This window comes from Psychromonas sp. KJ10-10 (assembly GCF_047323245.1).
Classification (GTDB): domain Bacteria; phylum Pseudomonadota; class Gammaproteobacteria; order Enterobacterales; family Psychromonadaceae; genus Psychromonas.
The window spans coordinates 572,959-593,535 of sequence record NZ_CP178826.1 but is presented as its reverse complement, the minus strand read 5'-3'; the positions used below and the strand labels follow the sequence as shown (position 1 = coordinate 593,535).

18 protein-coding genes and 8 pseudogenes are annotated in these 20,577 nt (G+C 38.1%); 14 read left to right on the top strand and 12 right to left on the bottom strand.

All coding sequences use genetic code 11. The features are described from left to right. Positions 1-14 precede the first annotated feature (14 nt). From ACLKMH_RS03440 to ACLKMH_RS03415, 6 genes and pseudogenes are all read left to right on the top strand, one after another. On the top strand, positions 15-782 hold the full coding sequence (locus ACLKMH_RS03440; protein ID WP_413700870.1) for an NUDIX domain-containing protein: 768 nt from the start codon (positions 15-17) through the stop codon (positions 780-782). Further along, positions 776-1,342 (top strand): hypothetical protein, encoded by a 567-nt coding sequence (locus ACLKMH_RS03435; RefSeq protein WP_413700869.1) that lies wholly within the window; start codon positions 776-778, stop codon positions 1,340-1,342. The genes ACLKMH_RS03440 and ACLKMH_RS03435 overlap by 7 nt, the downstream gene beginning before the upstream one ends. Next, positions 1,332-1,609 (top strand): annotated as a pseudogene (locus tag ACLKMH_RS03430) (AraC family ligand binding domain-containing protein); the annotation flags it as partial. The gene ACLKMH_RS03435 and the pseudogene ACLKMH_RS03430, both read left to right, overlap by 11 nt. Then, positions 1,601-2,155, top strand: coding sequence for a helix-turn-helix transcriptional regulator (locus ACLKMH_RS03425; RefSeq protein ID WP_413702246.1), 555 nt, complete (start codon positions 1,601-1,603; stop codon positions 2,153-2,155). The pseudogene ACLKMH_RS03430 and the gene ACLKMH_RS03425, both read left to right, overlap by 9 nt. 126 nt (positions 2,156-2,281) lie before the next feature. Next, positions 2,282-2,579 (top strand): annotated as a pseudogene (locus ACLKMH_RS03420) (LysE family translocator). Further along, a pseudogene (locus tag ACLKMH_RS03415) lies at positions 2,576-2,866 on the top strand (LysE family transporter); the annotation flags it as partial. The pseudogenes ACLKMH_RS03420 and ACLKMH_RS03415, both read left to right, overlap by 4 nt. Here the strand turns inward: ACLKMH_RS03415 and ACLKMH_RS03410 are convergent. Beyond that, positions 2,837-3,664 (bottom strand): MFS transporter, encoded by an 828-nt coding sequence (locus ACLKMH_RS03410; RefSeq protein WP_413700868.1) that lies wholly within the window; start codon positions 3,662-3,664, stop codon positions 2,837-2,839. The pseudogene ACLKMH_RS03415 and the gene ACLKMH_RS03410 overlap by 30 nt on opposite strands. A gap of 587 nt (positions 3,665-4,251) precedes the next feature. Here ACLKMH_RS03410 and ACLKMH_RS03405 point away from each other — a divergent pair. Then, positions 4,252-4,773, top strand: coding sequence for a GNAT family N-acetyltransferase (locus tag ACLKMH_RS03405; protein WP_413700867.1), 522 nt, complete (start codon positions 4,252-4,254; stop codon positions 4,771-4,773). Between the two features lie 42 nt (positions 4,774-4,815). On the opposite strand, the pseudogene ACLKMH_RS03400 reads toward ACLKMH_RS03405, so the two are convergent. The 9 genes and pseudogenes from ACLKMH_RS03400 to ACLKMH_RS03360 form a co-directional block, all read right to left on the bottom strand. Then, positions 4,816-5,800, bottom strand: a pseudogene (locus ACLKMH_RS03400) (rhodanese-related sulfurtransferase). Positions 5,801-5,979: 179 nt separating this feature from the next. Next, the gene (locus ACLKMH_RS03395) at positions 5,980-6,543 is read right to left on the bottom strand and encodes a Sua5/YciO/YrdC/YwlC family protein (protein ID WP_413700866.1); all 564 of its coding nucleotides are present in this window, start codon (positions 6,541-6,543) and stop codon (positions 5,980-5,982) included. A 14-nt stretch (positions 6,544-6,557) separates the two neighbouring features. Continuing rightward, a pseudogene (gene purE, locus ACLKMH_RS03390) lies at positions 6,558-7,066 on the bottom strand (5-(carboxyamino)imidazole ribonucleotide mutase). A gap of 27 nt (positions 7,067-7,093) precedes the next feature. Beyond that, a complete protein-coding gene (locus ACLKMH_RS03385; RefSeq protein ID WP_413700865.1) occupies positions 7,094-7,669 on the bottom strand; it encodes a topoisomerase DNA-binding C4 zinc finger domain-containing protein in 576 nt (191 codons plus the stop codon). Then, complete coding sequence (locus ACLKMH_RS03380) at positions 7,669-8,142, bottom strand: DUF494 domain-containing protein (RefSeq protein ID WP_413700864.1); 474 nt, start codon at positions 8,140-8,142, stop codon at positions 7,669-7,671. The genes ACLKMH_RS03385 and ACLKMH_RS03380 overlap by 1 nt, the downstream gene beginning before the upstream one ends. Before the next feature lie 11 nt (positions 8,143-8,153). Then, complete coding sequence (locus ACLKMH_RS03375) at positions 8,154-8,348, bottom strand: hypothetical protein (RefSeq protein WP_413700863.1); 195 nt, start codon at positions 8,346-8,348, stop codon at positions 8,154-8,156. After that, a complete protein-coding gene (gene dprA / locus ACLKMH_RS03370) occupies positions 8,287-9,207 on the bottom strand; it encodes a DNA-processing protein DprA (RefSeq protein WP_413700862.1) in 921 nt (306 codons plus the stop codon). The genes ACLKMH_RS03375 and dprA overlap by 62 nt, the downstream gene beginning before the upstream one ends. A gap of 161 nt (positions 9,208-9,368) precedes the next feature. Then, complete coding sequence (locus ACLKMH_RS03365; RefSeq protein ID WP_413700861.1) at positions 9,369-9,872, bottom strand: hypothetical protein; 504 nt, start codon at positions 9,870-9,872, stop codon at positions 9,369-9,371. A 182-nt stretch (positions 9,873-10,054) separates the two neighbouring features. Continuing rightward, a complete protein-coding gene (locus ACLKMH_RS03360) occupies positions 10,055-10,402 on the bottom strand; it encodes a LysM peptidoglycan-binding domain-containing protein (protein WP_413700860.1) in 348 nt (115 codons plus the stop codon). A 196-nt stretch (positions 10,403-10,598) separates the two neighbouring features. Here ACLKMH_RS03360 and def point away from each other — a divergent pair, with 196 nt between their 5' ends. The 5 genes and pseudogenes from def to ACLKMH_RS03335 all read left to right on the top strand — a co-directional run bounded on the left by def (position 10,599) and on the right by ACLKMH_RS03335 (position 16,342). Further along, positions 10,599-11,111, top strand: a complete 513-nt coding sequence (gene def, locus ACLKMH_RS03355) for a peptide deformylase (RefSeq protein ID WP_413700859.1) — start codon at positions 10,599-10,601, stop codon at positions 11,109-11,111. A gap of 24 nt (positions 11,112-11,135) precedes the next feature. Continuing rightward, positions 11,136-12,098: pseudogene (gene fmt, locus ACLKMH_RS03350) on the top strand (methionyl-tRNA formyltransferase). Then, positions 12,095-13,401, top strand: a pseudogene (gene rsmB / locus ACLKMH_RS03345) (16S rRNA (cytosine(967)-C(5))-methyltransferase RsmB). The pseudogenes fmt and rsmB overlap by 4 nt, the downstream one beginning before the upstream one ends. 104 nt (positions 13,402-13,505) lie before the next feature. Further along, positions 13,506-14,882 carry a Trk system potassium transporter TrkA gene (gene trkA / locus ACLKMH_RS03340; protein ID WP_413700858.1) on the top strand — a complete coding sequence of 459 codons (1,377 nt, stop codon included), beginning with the start codon at positions 13,506-13,508 and terminating at the stop codon, positions 14,880-14,882. Between the two features lie 14 nt (positions 14,883-14,896). Further along, positions 14,897-16,342 carry a TrkH family potassium uptake protein gene (locus ACLKMH_RS03335; protein ID WP_413700857.1) on the top strand — a complete coding sequence of 482 codons (1,446 nt, stop codon included), beginning with the start codon at positions 14,897-14,899 and terminating at the stop codon, positions 16,340-16,342. Here the strand turns inward: ACLKMH_RS03335 and rmuC are convergent. Beyond that, on the bottom strand, positions 16,317-17,531 hold the full coding sequence (rmuC, locus tag ACLKMH_RS03330) for a DNA recombination protein RmuC (RefSeq protein WP_413700856.1): 1,215 nt from the start codon (positions 17,529-17,531) through the stop codon (positions 16,317-16,319). The two genes, ACLKMH_RS03335 and rmuC, sit on opposite strands and share 26 nt — an antisense overlap. Positions 17,532-17,658: 127 nt before the next feature. Next, positions 17,659-17,910, bottom strand: coding sequence for a hypothetical protein (locus ACLKMH_RS03325; protein ID WP_413700855.1), 252 nt, complete (start codon positions 17,908-17,910; stop codon positions 17,659-17,661). Positions 17,911-18,171: 261 nt separating this feature from the next. On the opposite strand from ACLKMH_RS03325, the pseudogene glmS reads away from it, so the two are divergent. Both glmS and ACLKMH_RS03315 read left to right on the top strand, forming a co-directional pair. Further along, positions 18,172-20,009 (top strand): annotated as a pseudogene (gene glmS / locus ACLKMH_RS03320) (glutamine--fructose-6-phosphate transaminase (isomerizing)). Between the two features lie 289 nt (positions 20,010-20,298). Then, positions 20,299-20,481 carry a DUF3316 domain-containing protein gene (locus ACLKMH_RS03315; protein ID WP_413700854.1) on the top strand — a complete coding sequence of 61 codons (183 nt, stop codon included), beginning with the start codon at positions 20,299-20,301 and terminating at the stop codon, positions 20,479-20,481. The last annotated feature ends 96 nt before the right edge of the window (positions 20,482-20,577 follow it).

Here is a 20,577-nt window from a genome sequence, read left to right as displayed (position 1 = left end):
ATAAGGATAGTATTTTGCTCACTTATAACTTTGATAATTATAATGGTGTCACTATAGACAAACAGACACTACCTGAATCGGAATCTGTTTTCATTGAACATTTTGAAGATATGCTATCAAGTGTCAAAGCACAGGGTAAGCAACTTATTTGGCTTACCTTAGCAATTGAACAATCAAAATTTATTCAGATTGCAACCAATGCTGGTTTTGTCTTCCATAATTGTTTAGAAGACGAAATCACACTGATATTACGTATTAAAAAAGAAGCCTACGCGCCTTTTGTGCCCACTCATAGTATCGGGGCAGGCGCGGTTATTTTTAATCAACATCATCAGATATTAGTGATCAGAGAAAAAATTGCCACCAGCCCAGGTTTTAAGTTGCCAGGAGGGCATATTGAATTGGGTGAAAAAATATCTGAAGCAATCATTCGCGAAGTATATGAAGAAACGGGTATCCACAGTGAGTTTGTAGGTATTCAAGGCTTTGCTTCTAAAAAAGTATTTCGATTTGGTAAATCAAATATTTATTTCCTATGTCGTTTAAATGCCTTAACTGAAGAGATAAATATTCAAGATATTGACGAAATTGCAGAAGCAAAATGGTGCGATATGAGTGATTTTATTAATGATGCAAACAACAGCGCCTTTGTACGTGAAATTGTCAAAGAGCTCAAAGATGCACAAGGAATGCACCTCGTTGATGTGCCAAATAACCAAGGCCCACACATTAAACATGAAGTCTTTTTTGCTGGAAATTTAACTCATAAAATCTCATGTTAACGGTTTTTGTCGCTGACATTTTTGGTAAAACCAAAGCATTACAACAACTTGCTTCTCAATTAGTAGAACAACCCGAAGATATCTTACTTATTGACCCTTACCAAGGCGAAATAATTGAGTTTGAAAGTGAACAACAAGCTTATCAATATTTCAACAAACAAATCGGTCTACCTGATTACGCTCAGCACTTAACTCATTGCTTAAACAAGATTAAACAGCCTTTTAACCTGATAGCATTTAGTGTTGGAGGCTCAGCTGTTTGGTTGAACGCGACCAATCTCATTAACACCCAGGTAAACAAAGTTGTCTGCTTTTATGCTTCTCAAATTCGTCATCATTTAACAATTATTCCAAGTGTTCCCATTGACTTAATATTACCTAGATATGAATTACACTTTGATATTATCGACTTAGCTATTGATCTTAATAATCATAAGCAGGTTACATTAACTCCCTGTGAGTTTTTGCATGGTTTTATGAATCAGCTTTCAAAAAATTATGACCCAAAAGGGTATTATCACTTTCAACAAAAACTTAAAGCCGACATAAATGGTGAATGAACAGACTTTTATACTTAAGCAAGGTATTTGGCGAAATCAACTAACGCCCTACGCAGAGTTTCGTGCAACTCAAGATTCCAAACTTGCCTATAAAAAACACAGCCATCAGCAGTTATCTATAGGTTATATGGCCAAGGGTGAAACACTCTCCGTATATCAACAGAAACAATGGAGATTAAAACAGGGGATGTAATATTAATTGAACCAGAACAAGTACATAGCTGTAACCCTATTGCAGAACAAAGCCGCAGTTATTGTATGCTGTATCTTGATAAACAATGGTGTTTACAACAACTATCTCAATTATACGGACAACAGGTCCATCACTTTCATTGTGAACAGGTCGTCTTTAGTGATGATAGGATTGCTTCAAGTATGGCATTGCTTATGTTAAACACTGTGCATCATCAACATCAAAAATGGTTAATAGAAAAAATATCAATGCAGGTTTTAAGTGCTTACTGCACAATTAACCCTACTCTCAATTCTTTACCTACTTCTGTGATTAACATTCGCCAACAACTAATAAATAATATTGAAAAGCCAGACTGTTTAGCAGATATATCTCAACAGTATTCTCTCAGTCAAGAAACCATTATTCGTAATTTCAAAAAACACCTCGGTATCAGTCCCAAAGCATATTTAAACAATGTGCGTATTGAACAAAGTAAATCTTTATTACAACAAGGGCACCCTATTATTGATGTTGCATTACAACTAGGCTTTAACGATCAAAGTCACTTCCATAAAACCTTTAAAAACTATTGCGCAATGACACCTAAACAGTATCAACAGGTCAATTTTATACAATAACTTGTTTAGCAAAACCAATAAACTGCTCTACCTACAATAAAGTTAAAAAGGAGAGTTACCTTGTTGAGCAATTATTTATCTACTTATATTCCCAATACACTGCCACTTTTATTAGCCGCTCATTTCATGGCACTCATTAGCCCTGGGCCAGATTTTTTAATTGTTACTGGGCACGCTATTCGCGGTCGCTTTAGTGGTAGTATTTTTATTTGTGTTGGTATCGCTTTAGCAAACGCCGTATATATTGCATGCGCGATGTTAGGTTGGTCAGCGCTCACGCAAGCATCAGAATTTGTTAACCATAATGCAATTATTGGGTGGCATTTATCTGATTTATATTGGTTATCAACTAATAAATGCGCAAAAAATCAAACAGGATCAATCCCAGGCAAGTAGAAAAAAACTTATTCACAACAATTTGTAACTGGTTTTATGTCTGCCATTTTAAACCCTAAAAATATGTTGTTTTACTTCAGCTTAACAGGGTTATTACTAGGTGGAAATTTGACAACAACACACAAAATAAGCGCTTCTTTGTGCATGGTTTTAATGGTACTTTTTTACAACCTATTGTTAGTAAAAATAATGACATTACCTAAACTTTCTAGTCGGTTACAAGCCCACCTTTATATTTTTGAAAAATTAACCGGTGTGGTTTTAATATCAATGGCATTATTGATTTTAAACTCTAGCTTTAGATTGTATGCCTGAGAACCGATAAAGGCGCCAGCACAGAATGTAAATCAAAGCATATAGGGCAACGCCACCAGTTAAGACACCATACCAAGCACCATATTGCCAACAGGCAACTAAATAAAACCCGCCTAGGCTACCACCAACATAATAGTGCATTAAATAGAGTGCTGTTGCTGTTGCCTTGGCTGTTTTCGCTTTATGACTAACCCAAGCGTAAGCAAGAGAATGGGTGAAAAAGGCGCCTGAACTAATCAGTAAAAGGCCTATGAGCATCGCATATAATGATTCATAAGCGACAATACACATCCCCAACAAACTAAAGCTTGTCCCTAATACCATGCCACTTATTGAGCTATAACGCTGACTCCAGCGACCACTGAGTTTTGCAGTGATAGTGCCGCTGAGATAACACAAAAAAATCATCGAGGTTAGGCTGATCGACAAAGAATAGGGAGGCGCGACAAGGCGAAACCCCATCACAGTATAAAGGTTAACAAACAATGAGAAGTTTAAACCTCCGATCAACATAGCAAACCATAATTCACGGTGCTTGATATGTTCAACAAGGTGGCGATGATGAATTCGAAATTGCCCTTTTTTAGGAATAAAATATTGTTGTTTAGGTAATAAACGCGTGACAATAAGTGCACCTAAAAGGCTACAAAGTGCCATTCCCATAACAGCTACTTCCCAACTCCAATATTGAGTCACAAAACCACCATATAAACGCCCAGCAATACCACCTAAAGAGTTCGCACTAATATAACCACCAACTGCTAACATTAAAGCTGTTGGCGTAAATTCTTCGGCCATATAAGCAACTGCAACGGCGACAGAAACCTGCTAATGAAATCCCCATTAACCCCCTCGTTAAAGTGAGCATTAGTAGGGAATCGGTTAATAACATTGCTAACCCTGCAAAGGGTAATAAAAATAGACTGACTAGCATGACTCTACGACGACCAATTATTTCCGAACAAATAGCCCAGGGTACTAATGTTAAAGCAAGCGTTAATGTGCCAGCTCGCTAATAACCAATTTACCTCGATGGCACTGGCATTAAATTTGGTTGCTAACAAAGGCAACATAGGTTGAAGCATATATAAGTTACAAAAAACCAAGAAAGAACCAAGTGATAATGCAAAGCTTGCATGGCGGTACGCGAGGGTTTTTATTTCAATCATAGCGACACCACTAAGCAGAAAGATAATAAGATGAGTTAAGTAAGAGGTTTAACAATAAATTAACATTTATCATTAAAACGCAGATCGATCATTTTGCATACAAGATTTAATATATATTGATCACACTTTGTTATATCGGTGCCTTTGTAGTACTTTAAAAGCAGGATATGCTCAATAAACCCTTTCTCTCCCGAGCAACCAGCAATACTAGCGCCTATGAAAATAACAACAAAAAGACTTATTTTACGTCCATTTGAGGATGATGATTTTAATGATATTCATCAACTATTAAGCGATCCTGAAGTTATGCGTTTCTCTTTGAATGGCCCTTATAGCAAAGAAAAAACGGCCAGCTTTATGGCTTATTGCATTCAAAGGTCACAAAATAGTCAACCGAGTTTATTAGCCATTATTGATAAAAAAACCAATAAATTTATGGGTTCCTGCGGATTTTTTGCGCAAAAAATATTAGCAAAACAAGAGATTGAGTTAGGCTACCGGCTATCAAAACAATATTGGGGAAAAGGTTTTGCAACCGAGGCGACAATTGCTGTTAAACAATATGCCTTTAATGAAATGGGATTAACACGTTTGATTTCTCTTATTGAAAAAGACAATATTGCTTCCATTGCTGTGGCAGAAAAAAATGGCTTCAAGCTTGAAAAAGAACTGTTATACGACGGAAGAATCAACGTTTGTATTTATGCGCTCTCTGTTGAAAACAAAAAAGGAGACTAATTAGTCTCCTTTGAATAACGTTTAAATATCTAATATAAACAACTATTTTGCCTGTTGGCGTTGTTGCTCTTTTAGCGCTTTTTTCTTCGCGCGATTGTTTTCGATTTGCTCAACTGCGCTAGAGCCAATATGCTCTTCGCCACGTTCTTTTGCTAAACGCATTTGCAATTCTCGTTGCGCAAATCGTGCTTTTTGCGCTTCGGTAATATTATCAAAACAATGAGGACAGCTAATACCTTCCATATACTTATCTGACTTTTTGTCTTCTTCAGTAATAGGTAAACGACAACCATGGCATTGGTCATATTGCCCTTTTTCTAGCTTGTGATTCACCGAAACACGATTATCAAAAACAAAGCACTCACCCTTCCACATGGTTTCTTGGTTCTGGCACTTCTTCTAAATACTTAAGCACGCCACCTTCTAAGTGATAAACCTCATCAAATCCCTGTTCCTTTAAGTAAGCCGTTGATTTTTCGCAACGGATACCACCGGTACAAAACATAGCCACTTTTTTATGTTTAGCAGGATCAAGGTTTTCTTTTACATAAGCCGGAAACTCACGAAAATTAGTGGTTTTTGGGTCAACAGCATTTTCAAAGGTACCAATACTAATTTCGTAATCATTACGAGTATCAACCAGTAATACCTCAGGATCGCTAATTAAAGCATTCCAATCCTTAGGTTTAACATAACTACCTACAGTCCGATTCGGATCAATACCCTCAACGCCCATAGTAACTATCTCTTTTTTGAGTTTCACTTTAGTGCGGTAGAATGGGTTTTCTACATCATAGGACTCTTTGGTAGTTAGATTTTCTAATCTAGAATCAGACTTTAACCATTGAATAACGTTATCAATACCTTCTCGAGTTCCTGCAATTGTGCCGTTAATACCTTCACTGGCAAGCAAGAGAGTCCCTTTTACAGCATTATTATTCATCATATCGAGCAATGGTTTTTGAATTTCTTGATAATCTTCAAGCGCGACAAAACGATATAACGCGCAGACTACTATTTTTGACATGCTACTTTCCTTCTTAGCTGACTGGAACGTAAATCCAGCGCTAGTGTTAATACCAGCCTACTTAGTAGGCTAGTTTAAAGAGCAAGCATTATACGAACTACAGCTTAACTCTCAAGCAACAATTTTAACAACAAGGACACATAAAAAAGGAAATGATTTAAATACAAAGGTTTATAACTTTAGCGCAGGCGTTCACCTGTGATGGCATTGTGGATCTGCGATGGGTTATCTAACCCAGAAACTTCCGCTTCAATGGTTGTTGTTAAGAGGGGATTACCAGCAAACATTTCTTTAACCTGCGAGGCATTAGTACAGGCATCTAAACCAGAAAGATTAGCACTGGTTGAAATAATAGGCTTTCCAAACTCAGTACAAAGTTGTTGTACAACAGGGTGAGCACTAACTCTGACTGCAACACTATCAAAATCACCACTTATTAATTTCGACAATTGCTTAGTAACTGGTACAACCCAGGTAAAGGGGCCTGGCCAAGTATCTTGAATAGCGGCAAGTTGCTTTTCATTTAAAGCAGAAAAATCGGCGTAGGGAGCTAATTGCTCAATATTAGCGACAATTAAAATTAATCCCTTATGTCGAGGGCGTTGTTTGAGATCGAGAATGTGTTGAATCGCTAAATCGCAATCAGGATCGCAACCTAGTCCAAATACAGATTCTGTTGGATAAGCAATAACGCCCTGAGTGCGCAAGGCATTGAGGGCGTTTGATAGGTCAATATTAGTCAAAATCGAAGAGCCAATTAAAGGTTTGTTAATTTTTCTTGTAGCGTCGCATCTTTCGCGATAACAGCGCGCGTATTTTCAGCACGGTTTTCTTTTACTTTAGTTGCAAGTTCATCATCAGCAACCGCTAGAATTTGTGCGACTAAGTAAGTCGCATTTTTGCACCCGCATTACCAATTGCAACAGTAGCAACTGGTACACCGGCAGGCATCATTACTGTAGAAAGTAATGCATCATGTCCTTGTAAGGGACCGCAATCAACTGGAACACCAATAATCGGACGAGTTGTAATACCCGCAACAGCGCCTGCTAAATGAGCGACAAGACCAGCGACACAAATAAACACTTTACAACCACGAGCTTCAGCATCAGTAACGTATGCATGTGTTGCCGCAGGTGTACGATGTGCAGAAGTTACTTTAACTTCACAACGAATATCAAAAGATTTTAAGATATCGATGGTATTTTGCATTACAGGTAAATCTGAATCTGACCCCATTAAAATGGCAACAAATGGTTTAGTCATGGTGGTTTCCTAAAAGTTGATAACTTTTTAAAAAATCTGCGCAGGATTATATAGGCTTACTTCGGTAACCACACCCTTTTTTGGACATATTATGCGAAAGCTTGCTGACGTTTTCCTTTCAACTAAGATAGGCCAATGACAATCAGGACAAAATTCATTCACTGGTTTATCGTTAACAGCGTATTTACAAGCAGGGTAGTTATCGCAGGCGTAAAAGGTTTTACCAAAGCGAGATTGGCGTTGAACTAACTTGCCACTTTTACAGGAAGGGCAAGTAACCTCTGTCTCTTTTTCTTCTGTTGGAGGTGTTTCATTAAGTTGTGCAGTATGCTGACAATCAGGGTAAGCACTACAGCCAATAAACAATCCGTATCGACCTTGCTTTAACACTAACTCACTCGTACATAAGGGGCAACTTGAGCCAGTGAGTACTTTCTTTATGTCGCTTTTTTCATGTAGTGGTTTTAAATAACCACAATCAGGATAACCAGTACAACCTAAAAAAGCACCCTGTTTACCATTACGAATCTGCAGGGGTAAACCACATTCAGGGCAATGCTCGATAATTTTTTGGTGTGTCGTTGGCAATCCGTCTTTAGTCATTAATGAATTAACCCATCTTCAAAGTCCATTAACATAGACTCTAATTGTAAAAATTCATTTTCACTCTCAGGGTCATTAAACAGTACCATTAGAATTAACCATTTTAAGTCCTGCAAAGCGAGTTCGTTAACATCGAGTAACATTGCACAATCAATCACGACTTCACGGGTATAAGTGCTTAGAATATTTGCTTGCTCTAAATAAAAAATATACCCCTGACCTTCACTGTTGATGCGTTTCTGTTCAAGTTCACTATAAACTCGATAAGAGGTAGGCATTTCCTCCTCAATTTTATTTTCGTCCGCGTGCTCATGCAAACCAGATAAATGATCTAGCCATGATAATGCTTTAGATATATCAGTGCTTTGAAAGCCTTCTTCCAATAATTCATCGGTGATCTCCTGTGCATCAACCTCTACATTTTGATCAACCTGCATGTAACTTTCAAATAGATAAATGATGACATCAAACATAGTGTTTACTCTTACCTTTTTATATAACCTTCAGCGGTAACCTTAATTCTACCAGTTATCTCCAACTCTACTAACTGATTTTGCAAAATGATAATATCCAATTGAGTTCTTTGTAATAATTGCTCAAGTGTCGTTAGGTGAAAATCAATATATTGTAATAGAGGATGCGTTGCCTGAGGCGAAGAAGGTTCTGTTACTGCTCGCATTTTCCTGAATATTATTAAGATGACTAAACTCCTCTGCTATATCATTAATATTTGTCACTAATTTAGCTCCCTGCTGAATAAGCTGATGGCAACCACAGGCTTGGCTATTATCAATGGAACCGGGTAAGGCAAATAACTCCCTATTTTGTTCTGTTGCGTAACGAGCGGTTATCAAGGAGCCACTACGTTTAGAAGCTTCAACCACTAAAAGACCTAATGATAATCCAGATATAATGCGATTACGGCGCGGAAAATTACTTGGAATAGGCGCCGTATTTGGCCAGAACTCTGAGATAAGCAATCCTTCTTCACTAACCCATTGAGCTAATTTCATATGTCGTTTAGGGTATATATTATTAAGTCCAGTACCCAATACCGCAATAGTTTTTCCATGATTGTCTAACGCACCTTGATGAGCATAACCATCGATGCCTAATGCTAGTCCACTGGTGACAGTAAAGCCTGCTTTAGCTAACTCGGCGACAAATTGATAGGATTTTTCCTGTCCGTAGGGAGTGCAATTTCGACTGCCAACTAAGGCAATTTGTGGTGAATTTAAAAGGCGATAATCGCCATGTAAATACAGTAATAAGGGTGGATTACTGATTTCTTTTAACAGTGCAGGGTAACGACTATCGTCAAAACAAATAATATGCTTATTTTGTGCTTCGTCTATCCAACTAATATTTTCTTCTATTTGCCCCCAATCAGGGTGTAATAAAGCATTAATTTGATTTTCTTTTAAACGGTAGGACTCTAGGGTTGTTATAGGCAGTTGTAATAATTCTGCTAAGGGATGTTTACTAAGAAGTTTAAAGATGGAGCGCTTTTGTAGTGCAGGGATAGCATCTAACACCATCCAGCTTTTAATCTGGTCAATAGATGAATTGGCGCCTGTTTCTAATTCAAAAAGATCATGCTGGATAAAGACCTACCTTAACCGTAAAATCGATCTAATTTAAAATAGAAATGCCCATATTTAAACTTAAATGGACATTTCCAGTTAAATGGCGGTGCTAATTAAAACTCTAAACCTTGTATTTTAAAGTTATCACCAACAGGTGAACTACTACGCATCACTAAACCAAGGCTTACTTTTTCATAAACTTTAAACACCATTAACTCACCAATTCGTTCCGCAGGAATGACAATATCTGTATCCCCCATTTTATCAAAACGACTTGCATCAGCTTTATATTCAATTTTTTCTTTGTTTACTATCATCTCAGGGCCTGAGCGTAGAATTGAAAACATAGAGCCAATTTGAATGTTTTCACGTAAGCCTTTATTAATAACTACCACATCCCATTTACCAATCGCAGTCGCATTATTTAAAGCACCTAATATTTGTCCTTGCACTTCTAATGCAACAGGTTGCGGTAAGAAATATGCTGGCAAACTTTCATATTCAGGAATTGGTAATAATAAATCACCTTGACGTGCTTCACGAGAGCTCTTAATAAAGTCCAGTGGTGTCACCTGATCAGTTGTATCAACATTTGGGCTTTTTGAAACCTCAGACAAACCAATAAAAGTTAGCTCTTTACCTAAGAACTCTTTAGTTGGTGGATCAATTAAGTTGTCACCTAAACGATAAATACCATATAACCTTTGCTTATCGTATTGCCCCTCACCATAAAAGATATCACCAGCAAAAAAGCGAGGAGAACCAATAGCATCACCTAATAAGCGAGGTGAATCAGCAATTAATGCAGGATCAATGACATGATCCTTTGATAAGAAAGCAGAAATTGCAGAAAGTGGAATGGTTGGAATAGGTTCTTTTTCTCTTCTAAACGAGGCTTAGGAGAGAGTTTCATTAATTGTTTACGGGTTAAGCGTGGTTCGCCATCTACCCAAATCAGTGTTAATACATCACCTGGATAAATTAAGTGTGGATTTTCTATTTGGCTATTGGCTTGCCATAAACGTGGCCATAACCAAGGGGTATTTAAGAAGTAGGCTGAAATATCCCAAAGGGTATCGCCTTTTACAACCGTATAGGTTTCTGGATGATCTTCTCTTAAAGTCAATGTATCAGCAAAAGCAGACAAAAGAAATTACTGCACCTAATAACAATGAGGTCACTCGTTTCAATTTCATAACAATCCCTGTGCGCTAAATATAGCAATTTTTGTATGAGGAAATAGGTCATCCAACATTAACCAAGGATGCTTTTGTTGCATCTGCAAGCGCCCTCGGTATAGAATTAGTGTTCTTTAACATTTAACTATAGAGAAAGATAATATCATGGCTTTACTCGATGTATTACATTTTCCCGATCAACGTCTTAGAACCGTTGCGAAAGCTGTTGAGCAGATCACACCAGAGATTAAAACTCTCGTCACTGACATGATTGAAACCATGTATGACGAAAATGGTGTGGGGCTAGCGACAACACAAGTTAACGTTCACTTACGCGTTGTCGTCATTGATACTTCAGACAGTCGTGATCAAGCGTTTGCTCTTATCAATCCTGAAATCATAGAACAATCAGGTGAAGAAGAATCGCAAGAAGGTTGCCTTTCGGTACCTGATACGCAAGCTGATGTTAAACGCAACGAATTTGTTACTGTGCAATATCTGGATGTAGATGGCAACCAACAAGTGTTAAAAGCCGACGGTTTATTAGCCGTTTGTATTCAACACGAATTAGATCACCTTAAAGGGAAATTGTTCATCGATTACCTATCGCCATTTAAACAGAAACGCATCAAAACTAAACTTGAAAAATTGCGGCGTCAAAACGAAAAGTTTTCGTAAGTCCTTAAAAGGTAAAATATCTCCGTGGAAAAACTAAACATTGTCTTTGCCGGCACTCCAGATTTTGCAACAGAAACATCTAAGCGCACTGATCGAGTCTGAGTTTAATATTATTGCTGTCTATACGCAACCAGATCGTCCTGCTGGGCGAGGTAAAAAATTAACAGCAAGTGCTGTTAAGCAACTTGCGCTTGAGCATGATTTACCCGTATATCAGCCAGAAAACTTTAAATCGAGTGAAACTGTTGCAGAGCTTGCCTCACTGAATGCCGATCTTATGATAGTTGTTGCCTACGGACTCATTCTACCGACGGTTGTACTAGAAACACCTCGCTTAGGTTGCCTTAATGTTCACGGTTCTCTATTACCTCGTTGGCGTGGCGCGACTCTATTCAGCGCGCTATTTGGGCTGGTGACAAAGAAACGGGTGTCACCATTATGCAAATGAATGCAGGTTTAGATACCGGAGATATGCTTACTAAAGTCAGTTGTCTTATTGACGACACTGAAACCAGTAGCTCTCTATATGAAAAACTAGCAAATCAAGCTCCTGAAGTTTTAGTAGATACTATTTCTCGATTAGCCAAGGGTGAATTAAGCGCAGAAGTGCAAGATGAAAGCCTCGCTAATTACGCGAAAAAGCTCAGCAAAGCAGAAGCATTAATAGATTGGTCCGAAGACGCGGCATTTATTGAACGTTGTATCCGAGCATTTAACCCTTGGCCAATGAGTTACTTCGAACTAGATGGCAAACCTGTAAAAGTACAGCAAGCCAATGTAATCGAACAACAATCAACAGAAGCGCCTGGCACCATTATCAGTGCCGATAAAAGCGGTATTCAAGTCGCAACCGGTAAGGCTATTTTGAACTTACAAATGATACAACTTTCAGGCAAAAAAATGATGCCAGTTGCAGACATATTAAATTCACGCCGAGAGTTATTTGCAACAGGTAGACAACTTGGTTCCCAAGGTGAAACGGAATGAATGTTCGAGCCTTAGCCGCAAAAGTTTTAAATCAAGTGGTAGAACAAGGTCAATCTCTTTCACAAGCCCTACCCGCCGCACAAAATGACTTAAGCCCTAAAGACAAAGCCTTATTACAAGTGCTTTGTTATGGCGTTTTGCGCACTCTACCAAGACTTGATTTTTTCTGTCGATCATTGATGAAAAAGCCTCTTAAGGGCAAACAACGCAATATGCACTTCTTGGTATTAGTTGGAATTTATCAATTACTTTATACGCGCATTCCAAGTCATGCGACTGTAGGCGAAACAGTAAACGCGACTAAAGCACTGAAAATGCCCGCATTAAAAGGCATGGTAAATGGTGTTTTACGTAATTTCCTACGTGAACAAACAGCATTAGTTGAACAAGCAGACCAACAAAGCACACTTAAATACTGCCACCCAAGTTGGTTAGTTAAACGCTTAAACAGCGCCTATGGCGAAGAAAAAGCGGCAACAATTATGCTTGAGAATAACCAGCAAGCGCCTATGTGGCTACGTGTTAATAATTTGCATCATACTCGTGAGCAATACCAAGCGTTATTAAATGAAGCAGAACTCAACAGCTTTAAGCCACTTGATGATGAAAATAACAATGCTTTACGTCTTGAAAGTGCTACCGATGTTTATAAGTTACCTGGTTTTACAGAGGGCTGGGTCTCAGTGCAGGATGGCGCGGCACAATTAGCGACCCATTATTTAGATGCTCAATCTGGTGATCTCGTATTAGATGCTTGTGTCGCACCTGGTGGGAAAACAGTACATAGCCTAGAATTGCAACCAAAGCTAAAACAGATGGTTGCAGTTGATGCCGATGAAAAGCGCCTACAACGTGTGCAGGAAAACCTAGACAGATTACAGTTGCAGGCAACAGTGATCCACGGCGATGCTTCTAAACCAGATGACTGGTGGAAAGGTGATTTATTTGATCGCATTCTGTGTGATGCTCCCTGTAGCGCAACAGGTGTAATCCGTCGCCATCCAGATATTCGCTGGTTACGTCGCGATAGTGATATTGCTGAATTAGTGGCATTACAAAAAGCATTCTTAAGGCCCTATGGGATAAATTAAAACCCGGTGGCATTTTATTGTATGCAACCTGTTCCATTTTACTCGATGAAAATGAATTACAAGTTCAGAGCTTTTTAGAAAGTACAAGCGATGCCATGTTAATTCCTTTATCAACGCAATATAATGATAAAACTCAGGGTCGTCAGTTATTACCTAATGAAGATGCAATGGATGGTTTTTATTACGCAAAACTTCAAAAGAAGTTAGTATAAAACCTTACCATAATTTGCCTGAATAGCCTCTATAGCAACGCGTGTAGAACACTCGTTCTCTAACTGTAAGATATTGTTTTACATAAACAGGATCATATATAACAATGAAAATTATCATTTTAGGCGCAGGTCAAGTGGGCGCATCGCTAGCTGAGAATTTAGTCGGTGAAAATAACGATATCACCATTGTTGATTCTTCTCATGAGCAACTGCAAGACTTACAGGATCGTTTTGATTTACGTGTTGTACAAGGTAACGCGTCTAGCCCAAGCACACTTTCCGAAGCGGGTGCCGATGATGCAGACATGTTGATAGCAGTAACTAACTCCGATGAAATTAACATGGTTGCCTGTCAAATTGCCTTTACTCTTTTTAATGTACCTAAAAAAATAGCCCGTATTCGCTCACAAAGCATGATCCAATTTGAAGATAAACTTTTCAAGAGTGACGCCTTTCCAATCGACCACATTATAGCCCCAGAGAAGTTAGTAAGTGATTACATTTTTCAGTTAATTGAACACCCAGGTGCATTACAAGTAGCGCATTTTGCCGAAGGAAAAGTTGGCTTGGTGGCAATAAAAGCCTATTACGGAGGCTCCTTGGTTGGTAATGCAATTTCAACCCTTAAAGAGCATATGCCAAATATTGAAGCGCGTGTGGTGGCTATCTTTAGACGTGGTAAAGCGATTCGACCACAGGGCACAACCATTATTGAAGCAGATGATGAGGTCTTCTTTATTACTGCAAGCCAACATATCAAAGCAATTATGAGTGAAATGCAAAAATTAGAGCATCCTTATAAACGCATAATGATTATTGGTGGTGGTTATATTGGTGAAAACCTCGCCAAACGTCTTGAAAAAGAAAACTCAGTCAAACTTATCGAGAAAAACTTTAAACGTGCAGAATATCTCTCCGAAACCCTTTCTAATACCATAGTGTTTTGTGGCGATTCATCAGATCAAGAATTATTAATCGAAGAACATATCGACCAAATTGATCTTTTTATCACCGTTACTAATGATGATGAAGCAAATATCATGTCTGCTATGCTAGCCAAACGTTTAGGCGCACGTAAGGCAATGGTATTAATTCAACGCACCGCTTATGTCGATTTAATCCAAGGTAATATTTTAGATATTGCCATTTCACCGCAACAAGCCACTATTTCAGCACTATTAACACATGTTCGTAAGGCTGACTTGAGGCATGTATATTCATTACGCGAAGGAGTTGCAGAGGCAATCGAAATCATCGCTCGTGGCGATAATATGACTTCTAAAGTGGTTGGCAGAGAGTTATGCCAACTGAAACTTCCACCAGGTACTAGCATTGGTGCAATTGTACGTAACAATGAAGTATTAATTGCCCATGACAATACAATGCTAGAAAGCGATGATCATGTGATTCTATTTTTGGTAAACAAAAAATACATCAGTGATATTGAAAAACTATTTCAACCTAGCCCGTTCTTCCTCTAATTTAGTTGTTGTAAATGGTTTATCGTCCACTGTTTTTTATCACTGGCCTGGTTTTATCAAAAATGGCCGTGTTTATGTACTTTCCTATGGCACTGGCTTTCTATGAGGATAGTTTAGGTGGCTTTGAGTTCCTATCTGCCATTATTATTACTCATATAGCTTCATTTATATTTATCTTTTTAGGTGGAGAAGAGCAACGCTCTCGGCTCGGTGTACGGGAAATGTTCCTGCTCACAACGGGCGTGTGGGTATTAGCAAGCTTATTTGCGACCTTACCCTTTGTTTTAATAGAACACATCACCTATAGCGATGCGTTTTTTGAAACCATGTCTGGCATTACCACCACAGGCAGTACTGTATTACATGGTTTAGATACCATGCATCCCAGCATTTTATTATGGCGATCCATTTTACAATGGTTAGGTGGCGTCGGATTTATTGTTATGGGCGTGGCTATTCTGCCCTTTCTAAATGTTGGTGGTATGCGCCTTTTCCAAACCGAATCCTCGGACTGGTCAGATAAAGCCACCTCAAAAACACGCCGAGTTGCTCTTGATATTTTATTGGTTTATGTGTTTTTAACCATCTGTTGTTTTATTGGCTATCTCTTAGCAGGCATGAATAATTTTGATGCTTTAAATCATGCCATGACAACCATTTCTACTGGTGGTTATTCAACATCAGATGGTTCAATGGGCCACTTTTCTCACTTTGCTCATTGGAATGCTATTATATTTATGTTCCTAGGTGGGCTTCCCTTTTTACTGTTTATACGTGCCTTTAATCATCGTAACCTAAGCCCTCTATATAAAGATGCACAGATACAAGGCTTCGTAAAAATCATTCTTGCCTGTACCATTAGTTTAACTTTATATTTATTTTTAAATGGTCAATTTAACTGGTTAGATGCGCTACGCTTGAGCCTATTTAATGTTATTTCGGTTATTACTACTACGGGCTTTGGCTTAGATGATTTTATCACCTGGGGCGACTTTAGCGTGATGATGTTTTTTGCGCTTTTCTTTGTTGGTGCTTGCTCTGGTTCAACAACCGGCGCTATAAAAATATTTCGTTTTCAAATCGCCTTTAGCCTACTCAAACGACAATTAATGCTGTTGATGCATCCACATGCAATCCTGCCTCAAAAGTATAACAATCGTAAAATTAGTGATGATATTTTACGATCACTGATTGCTTTTGTATTGGCCTATATCGCCACCATTATGATTGCATCATTATTATTAACATTACTTGGTTCATCTGCCATGACTTCACTAACAGCCGCTATAACCGCTGTTTCCAATGTTGGCCCAGGGTTAACAGAAGAGATCGGCCCTTCAGGTAATTTTGCACACTTTTCAAATGTCTCTAAATGGATTTTATCTATTTGTATGTTGATGGGACGCTTAGAAATTTTGACCGTTGTAGTGATGCTTACTCGCCATTTTTGGCGTCGCTAGAGAGCTTGTGTTGCTGTGAGGAAGCCACCAGCTCGGAAGGCAATGGTTTATTCACTGTAACGCCCATATTTTTAAGTGACTCAGCTTGAGCGATAACATTTCCTCGACCTTCACTAAACTGCTTTAAGGCATGATCATAACTATCCTGTGCTTTACCTAGTTGCGCACCAACCTCAAGCATGTTGCCACTAAATAAGCGTAATTTGTCATATAACTTACTCGCTTGCTCAGCAATTAAACGTCCGTTTTTTTCCTGAGAATCAAAACGCCATAGGTTTTCAATAGTACGTAAGGCAATCATTAGGTTGGTCGGACTTGCTAACAGAATATTATTATCTAAGGCTAATTTAACCAAATCGGGATCATGTTCAATAGCGACAATAAAAGCAGGCTCAACGGCAACAAACAGCAAAACATAATCCAAACTATTTGTACCTTTTAATTGCTGATAATCCTTTCTTGCAAGACCTTTAATATGCTGTCGAACGGATAAAGCATGCGCTTTTAGTGCCTCTTTTTGTTCGCTTAATAATTCACTATTAAAGTACCGCTCATAGGCGACTAGGGAAACTTTCGAGTCAATTATGATATGTTTATTTTGAGGAAGATGAACAATCACATCGGGTAAAAAGCGTTGTCCAGACTCATTTTTATAATGCCCCTGCGTTTCATACTCATGGCCTTCTCTTAGCCCAGAGTTATCAAGGATACGTTGTAAAACAATTTCACCCCAATTACCCATTTGTTTATTATCACCCTTTAACGCATTAGTCAGGTTACTCGCTTCCTGTTGCATTAGCTGGTTAATATTAGCCAGTTTTTTTATTTCCTCTTGCAGATTAAAGCGTGCTTTACCCTCATTAATATAACAATCGTTTACCTGTTGTTTAAAACCTTCTAATTGCATTTTAAAGGGCGCTAATAACTGATTAATGCTTTCTTGGTTAAGCGATTTAAATTGCGCTGACTTATCATTAAAAATACGTTGCGATAAAAGCTCAAACTGTGAGCTTAATTTTTCTTCATTATCCTGTCGCTCCTGTAAACGCCGTTGTTCTGCCTGTAAACGAACTTCCGTTTCACGTAATCGCAGAGTTAACTTATTATTTTGTAACTGCAAGCTATCAACTAATAACTGCGAAGCGACCAGCTCATTATTTTTATTTTCTAAGGCATCTTTATTGAACAAAACAGTCTGTTCATTAAGTAATAAGGTGGTTTTAAGGGAGCTTTTTGTACGAAGGTAAAGGATAAAAAAACTAACAAAAAGAAAACAAGTGACGCTAATACCGCCATTTCAATAGGAAGAAGATTCATTAATACTCTAATTTTTTAAGGTAAGAAATGACGCGTTTATTACTTCGATTCCACAATAAAAGGTAAGACAAATAAATAGCCAACACAATCCACTTATGAATATTCTTTCCGGTATCTAACTCTGAAAAAGTAAATTCAGCGTCATAATGATGCATTACCATCACATAACCAATCATAATCAGAGGAAGCACAAAAACAGAAGAGAGTTTCCACAATAATATTAATAATTGACTAAACTGAGCAATAAGCATTTTTTTCTCCATAAACGTCCTGTTATTTTAGACAGTTATATAGTTGTTATCAATTAAAAACCTTATGCACTGCAATAGCGCTAACTAAAAACAGGCCAAAAACAGGCCAAAAACAGGCCAAAAACAGAATAAATGCATAAAAAGCGAACAAAAAACATTAGTTATGCATGATTTATTATAATTCATGCGCTACAATGCATTTATTTGCACGTTTAATGCGTGTTTATATTTGTTTAAAACAAATAAATAGGAGTAAAGGTTATGTGTGGGATTGTTGGTGCGGTTGCACAACGAGATGTTGCTGATATTTTATTAGAGGGTTTAAAGCGCCTTGAATACCGAGGTTACGATTCTGCTGGTGTTGCTATTGTTGATAAAGACTTAAATCTAAAACGTGTGCGTCGCTTAGGCAAAGTAAAAGAACTAACGGATGCTATCAAAGTCGATCCAGTACTTGGTGGAACAGGCATTGCGCATACTCGCTGGGCAACACACGGAGAACCTTCTGAAATCAATGCACATCCACATATGTCCGGTGACAATATTGCTATTGTGCATAATGGCATTATTGAAAACTATGAATTATTACGTGAAACATTACGCGCACGTGGTTATGAATTCGTTTCTCAAACAGATACTGAAGTCATTGGCCATTTAGTTGATTGGGAACTAAAAAGCTCTGAAACCTTACTAGAAGCATTACAAAAAACCGCACTTCAGCTTGAAGGAGCCTACGGCACAGTTGCAATGGATCGCAGAGATCCAAGTCGTTTAGTGGTTGCACGTTCAGGTAGCCCTTTAGTGATTGGTTTAGGTATCGGCGAAAACTTTCTCGCATCGGACCAGCTTGCATTATTAAACGTCACACGTCGTTTTATGTATCTAGAAGAAGGTGATGTAGCAGAAATCACACGTCACGATGTTAATATCTTTGATGTTAATGGTAACCCAGTAACACGTGAAGTACTTGAATCAACTGTTGAGCACGATGCTGGTACTAAAGGTAAATACCGTCACTTCATGCAAAAAGAGATTTTTGAACAGCCAAGCGCGTTGATTAGTGCATTAGAGGGTCGTATTACTGATGACAGCATACTAGTAAACAGCATAGGTAATGGCGCAAAGGATATTTTATCAAAAGTGCAACATGTACAAATCATCGCCTGTGGTACCTCGTATAATTCAGGCATGGTCAGCACGTTATTGGTTTGAGTCCCTTGCAGGTGTGAGTTGTGATGTAGAGATTGCTTCCGAGTTCCGTTATCGTGATTTTGTGGTTCGTCCGAATAGTTTGTTATTAACCCTTTCACAATCAGGTGAAACTGCTGATACCTTAGTCGCATTACGTATAGCGAAGGAAAAGGGTTACATGTCAGCAATGTCTATTTGTAATGTTTCTGGCTCTTCATTAGTTCGAGAATCAGACTTAGCCTTTATGACTCGCGCAGGTACTGAAATTGGCGTTGCTTCAACCAAAGCCTTTACCACACAACTTGCGGCTATGCTGATATTAGTGACTGCAATCGGTAAAGAGCAAGGTACAATCGATTCAGAAAAAGAAAACAAAATCGTCAAAGCTTTGCATTCTTTACCTGTTGAAATTGAAAAAGCCTTAGCGTTTGATAAACAAATCGAAGCACTAGCCGTTGACTTTGCAGACAAGCACCACACCTTATTCTTAGGTCGTGGAGAGTATTACCCTATTGCGATGGAAGCAACGATTAAAACTAAAAGAGATTTCTTATATTCATGCAGAGGCTTATGCAGCAGGTGAATTAAAACATGGCCCGCTAGCATTGATTGATGCCGATATGCCAGTTGTGGTCGTTGCACCAACCAATGATTTATTGGAAAAACTGAAATCAAATGTTGAAGAAGTGCGTGCTCGTGGCGGTTTATTATATGTCTTCGCTGATAAAAACTCAGGTTTTGAAGCCTGTGAAGGCATGAAAATAATTACATTGCCACATGTTGATGAAATTATTGCCCCTATCTTCTACACAGTGCCTATGCAATTGCTTTCATATCATATAGCCCTAATTAAAGGAACCGATGTTGATCAACCAAGAAACTTAGCAAAAGCAGTTACAGTTGAGTAAGCAAACGCTCACTTTTATTTTAAAAATACTATAAAGTGTCATAATAAATGGCGATAATATTTAGATATTATCGCCATTTATAATATATACCCCTTCGACTTAAGCTAAACCAATTTCATCCCCCCAAAAACCAATATTGGAAGTTTTATTAACAATGACAAAACTGTCATTTTAGTGTCGGTTTTAAGTCATCTATCCCAAGTTATTATGTATCCATAGCAAACAGGCATGACGTTGAAGTCGCCTTTTGACGAAATTTAAACAACTTATTATATGAAGGATACAAAAAATGAAAATGATTAAAAACGCACTAATGGCATCAGCAATGGTACTTTTAAGCTCTCAAGTATTTGCTTTTGATACAGCAGAAACAACTGAAGTTATTAAAACTGCACAAGTAAGTAGCAAAGCTGTAGCCTATGAAGTGGCTCTTGATAAGCTAGAAACATTACAAAACAGTTCAGCTGACTGAGTTAAATAAAGAGCTAGGTCATATAACACACTACACACATAGCGTTTCTTTAAATGATAACCCATACATTACCGTTTCTGAAAAAATGAATGCAGA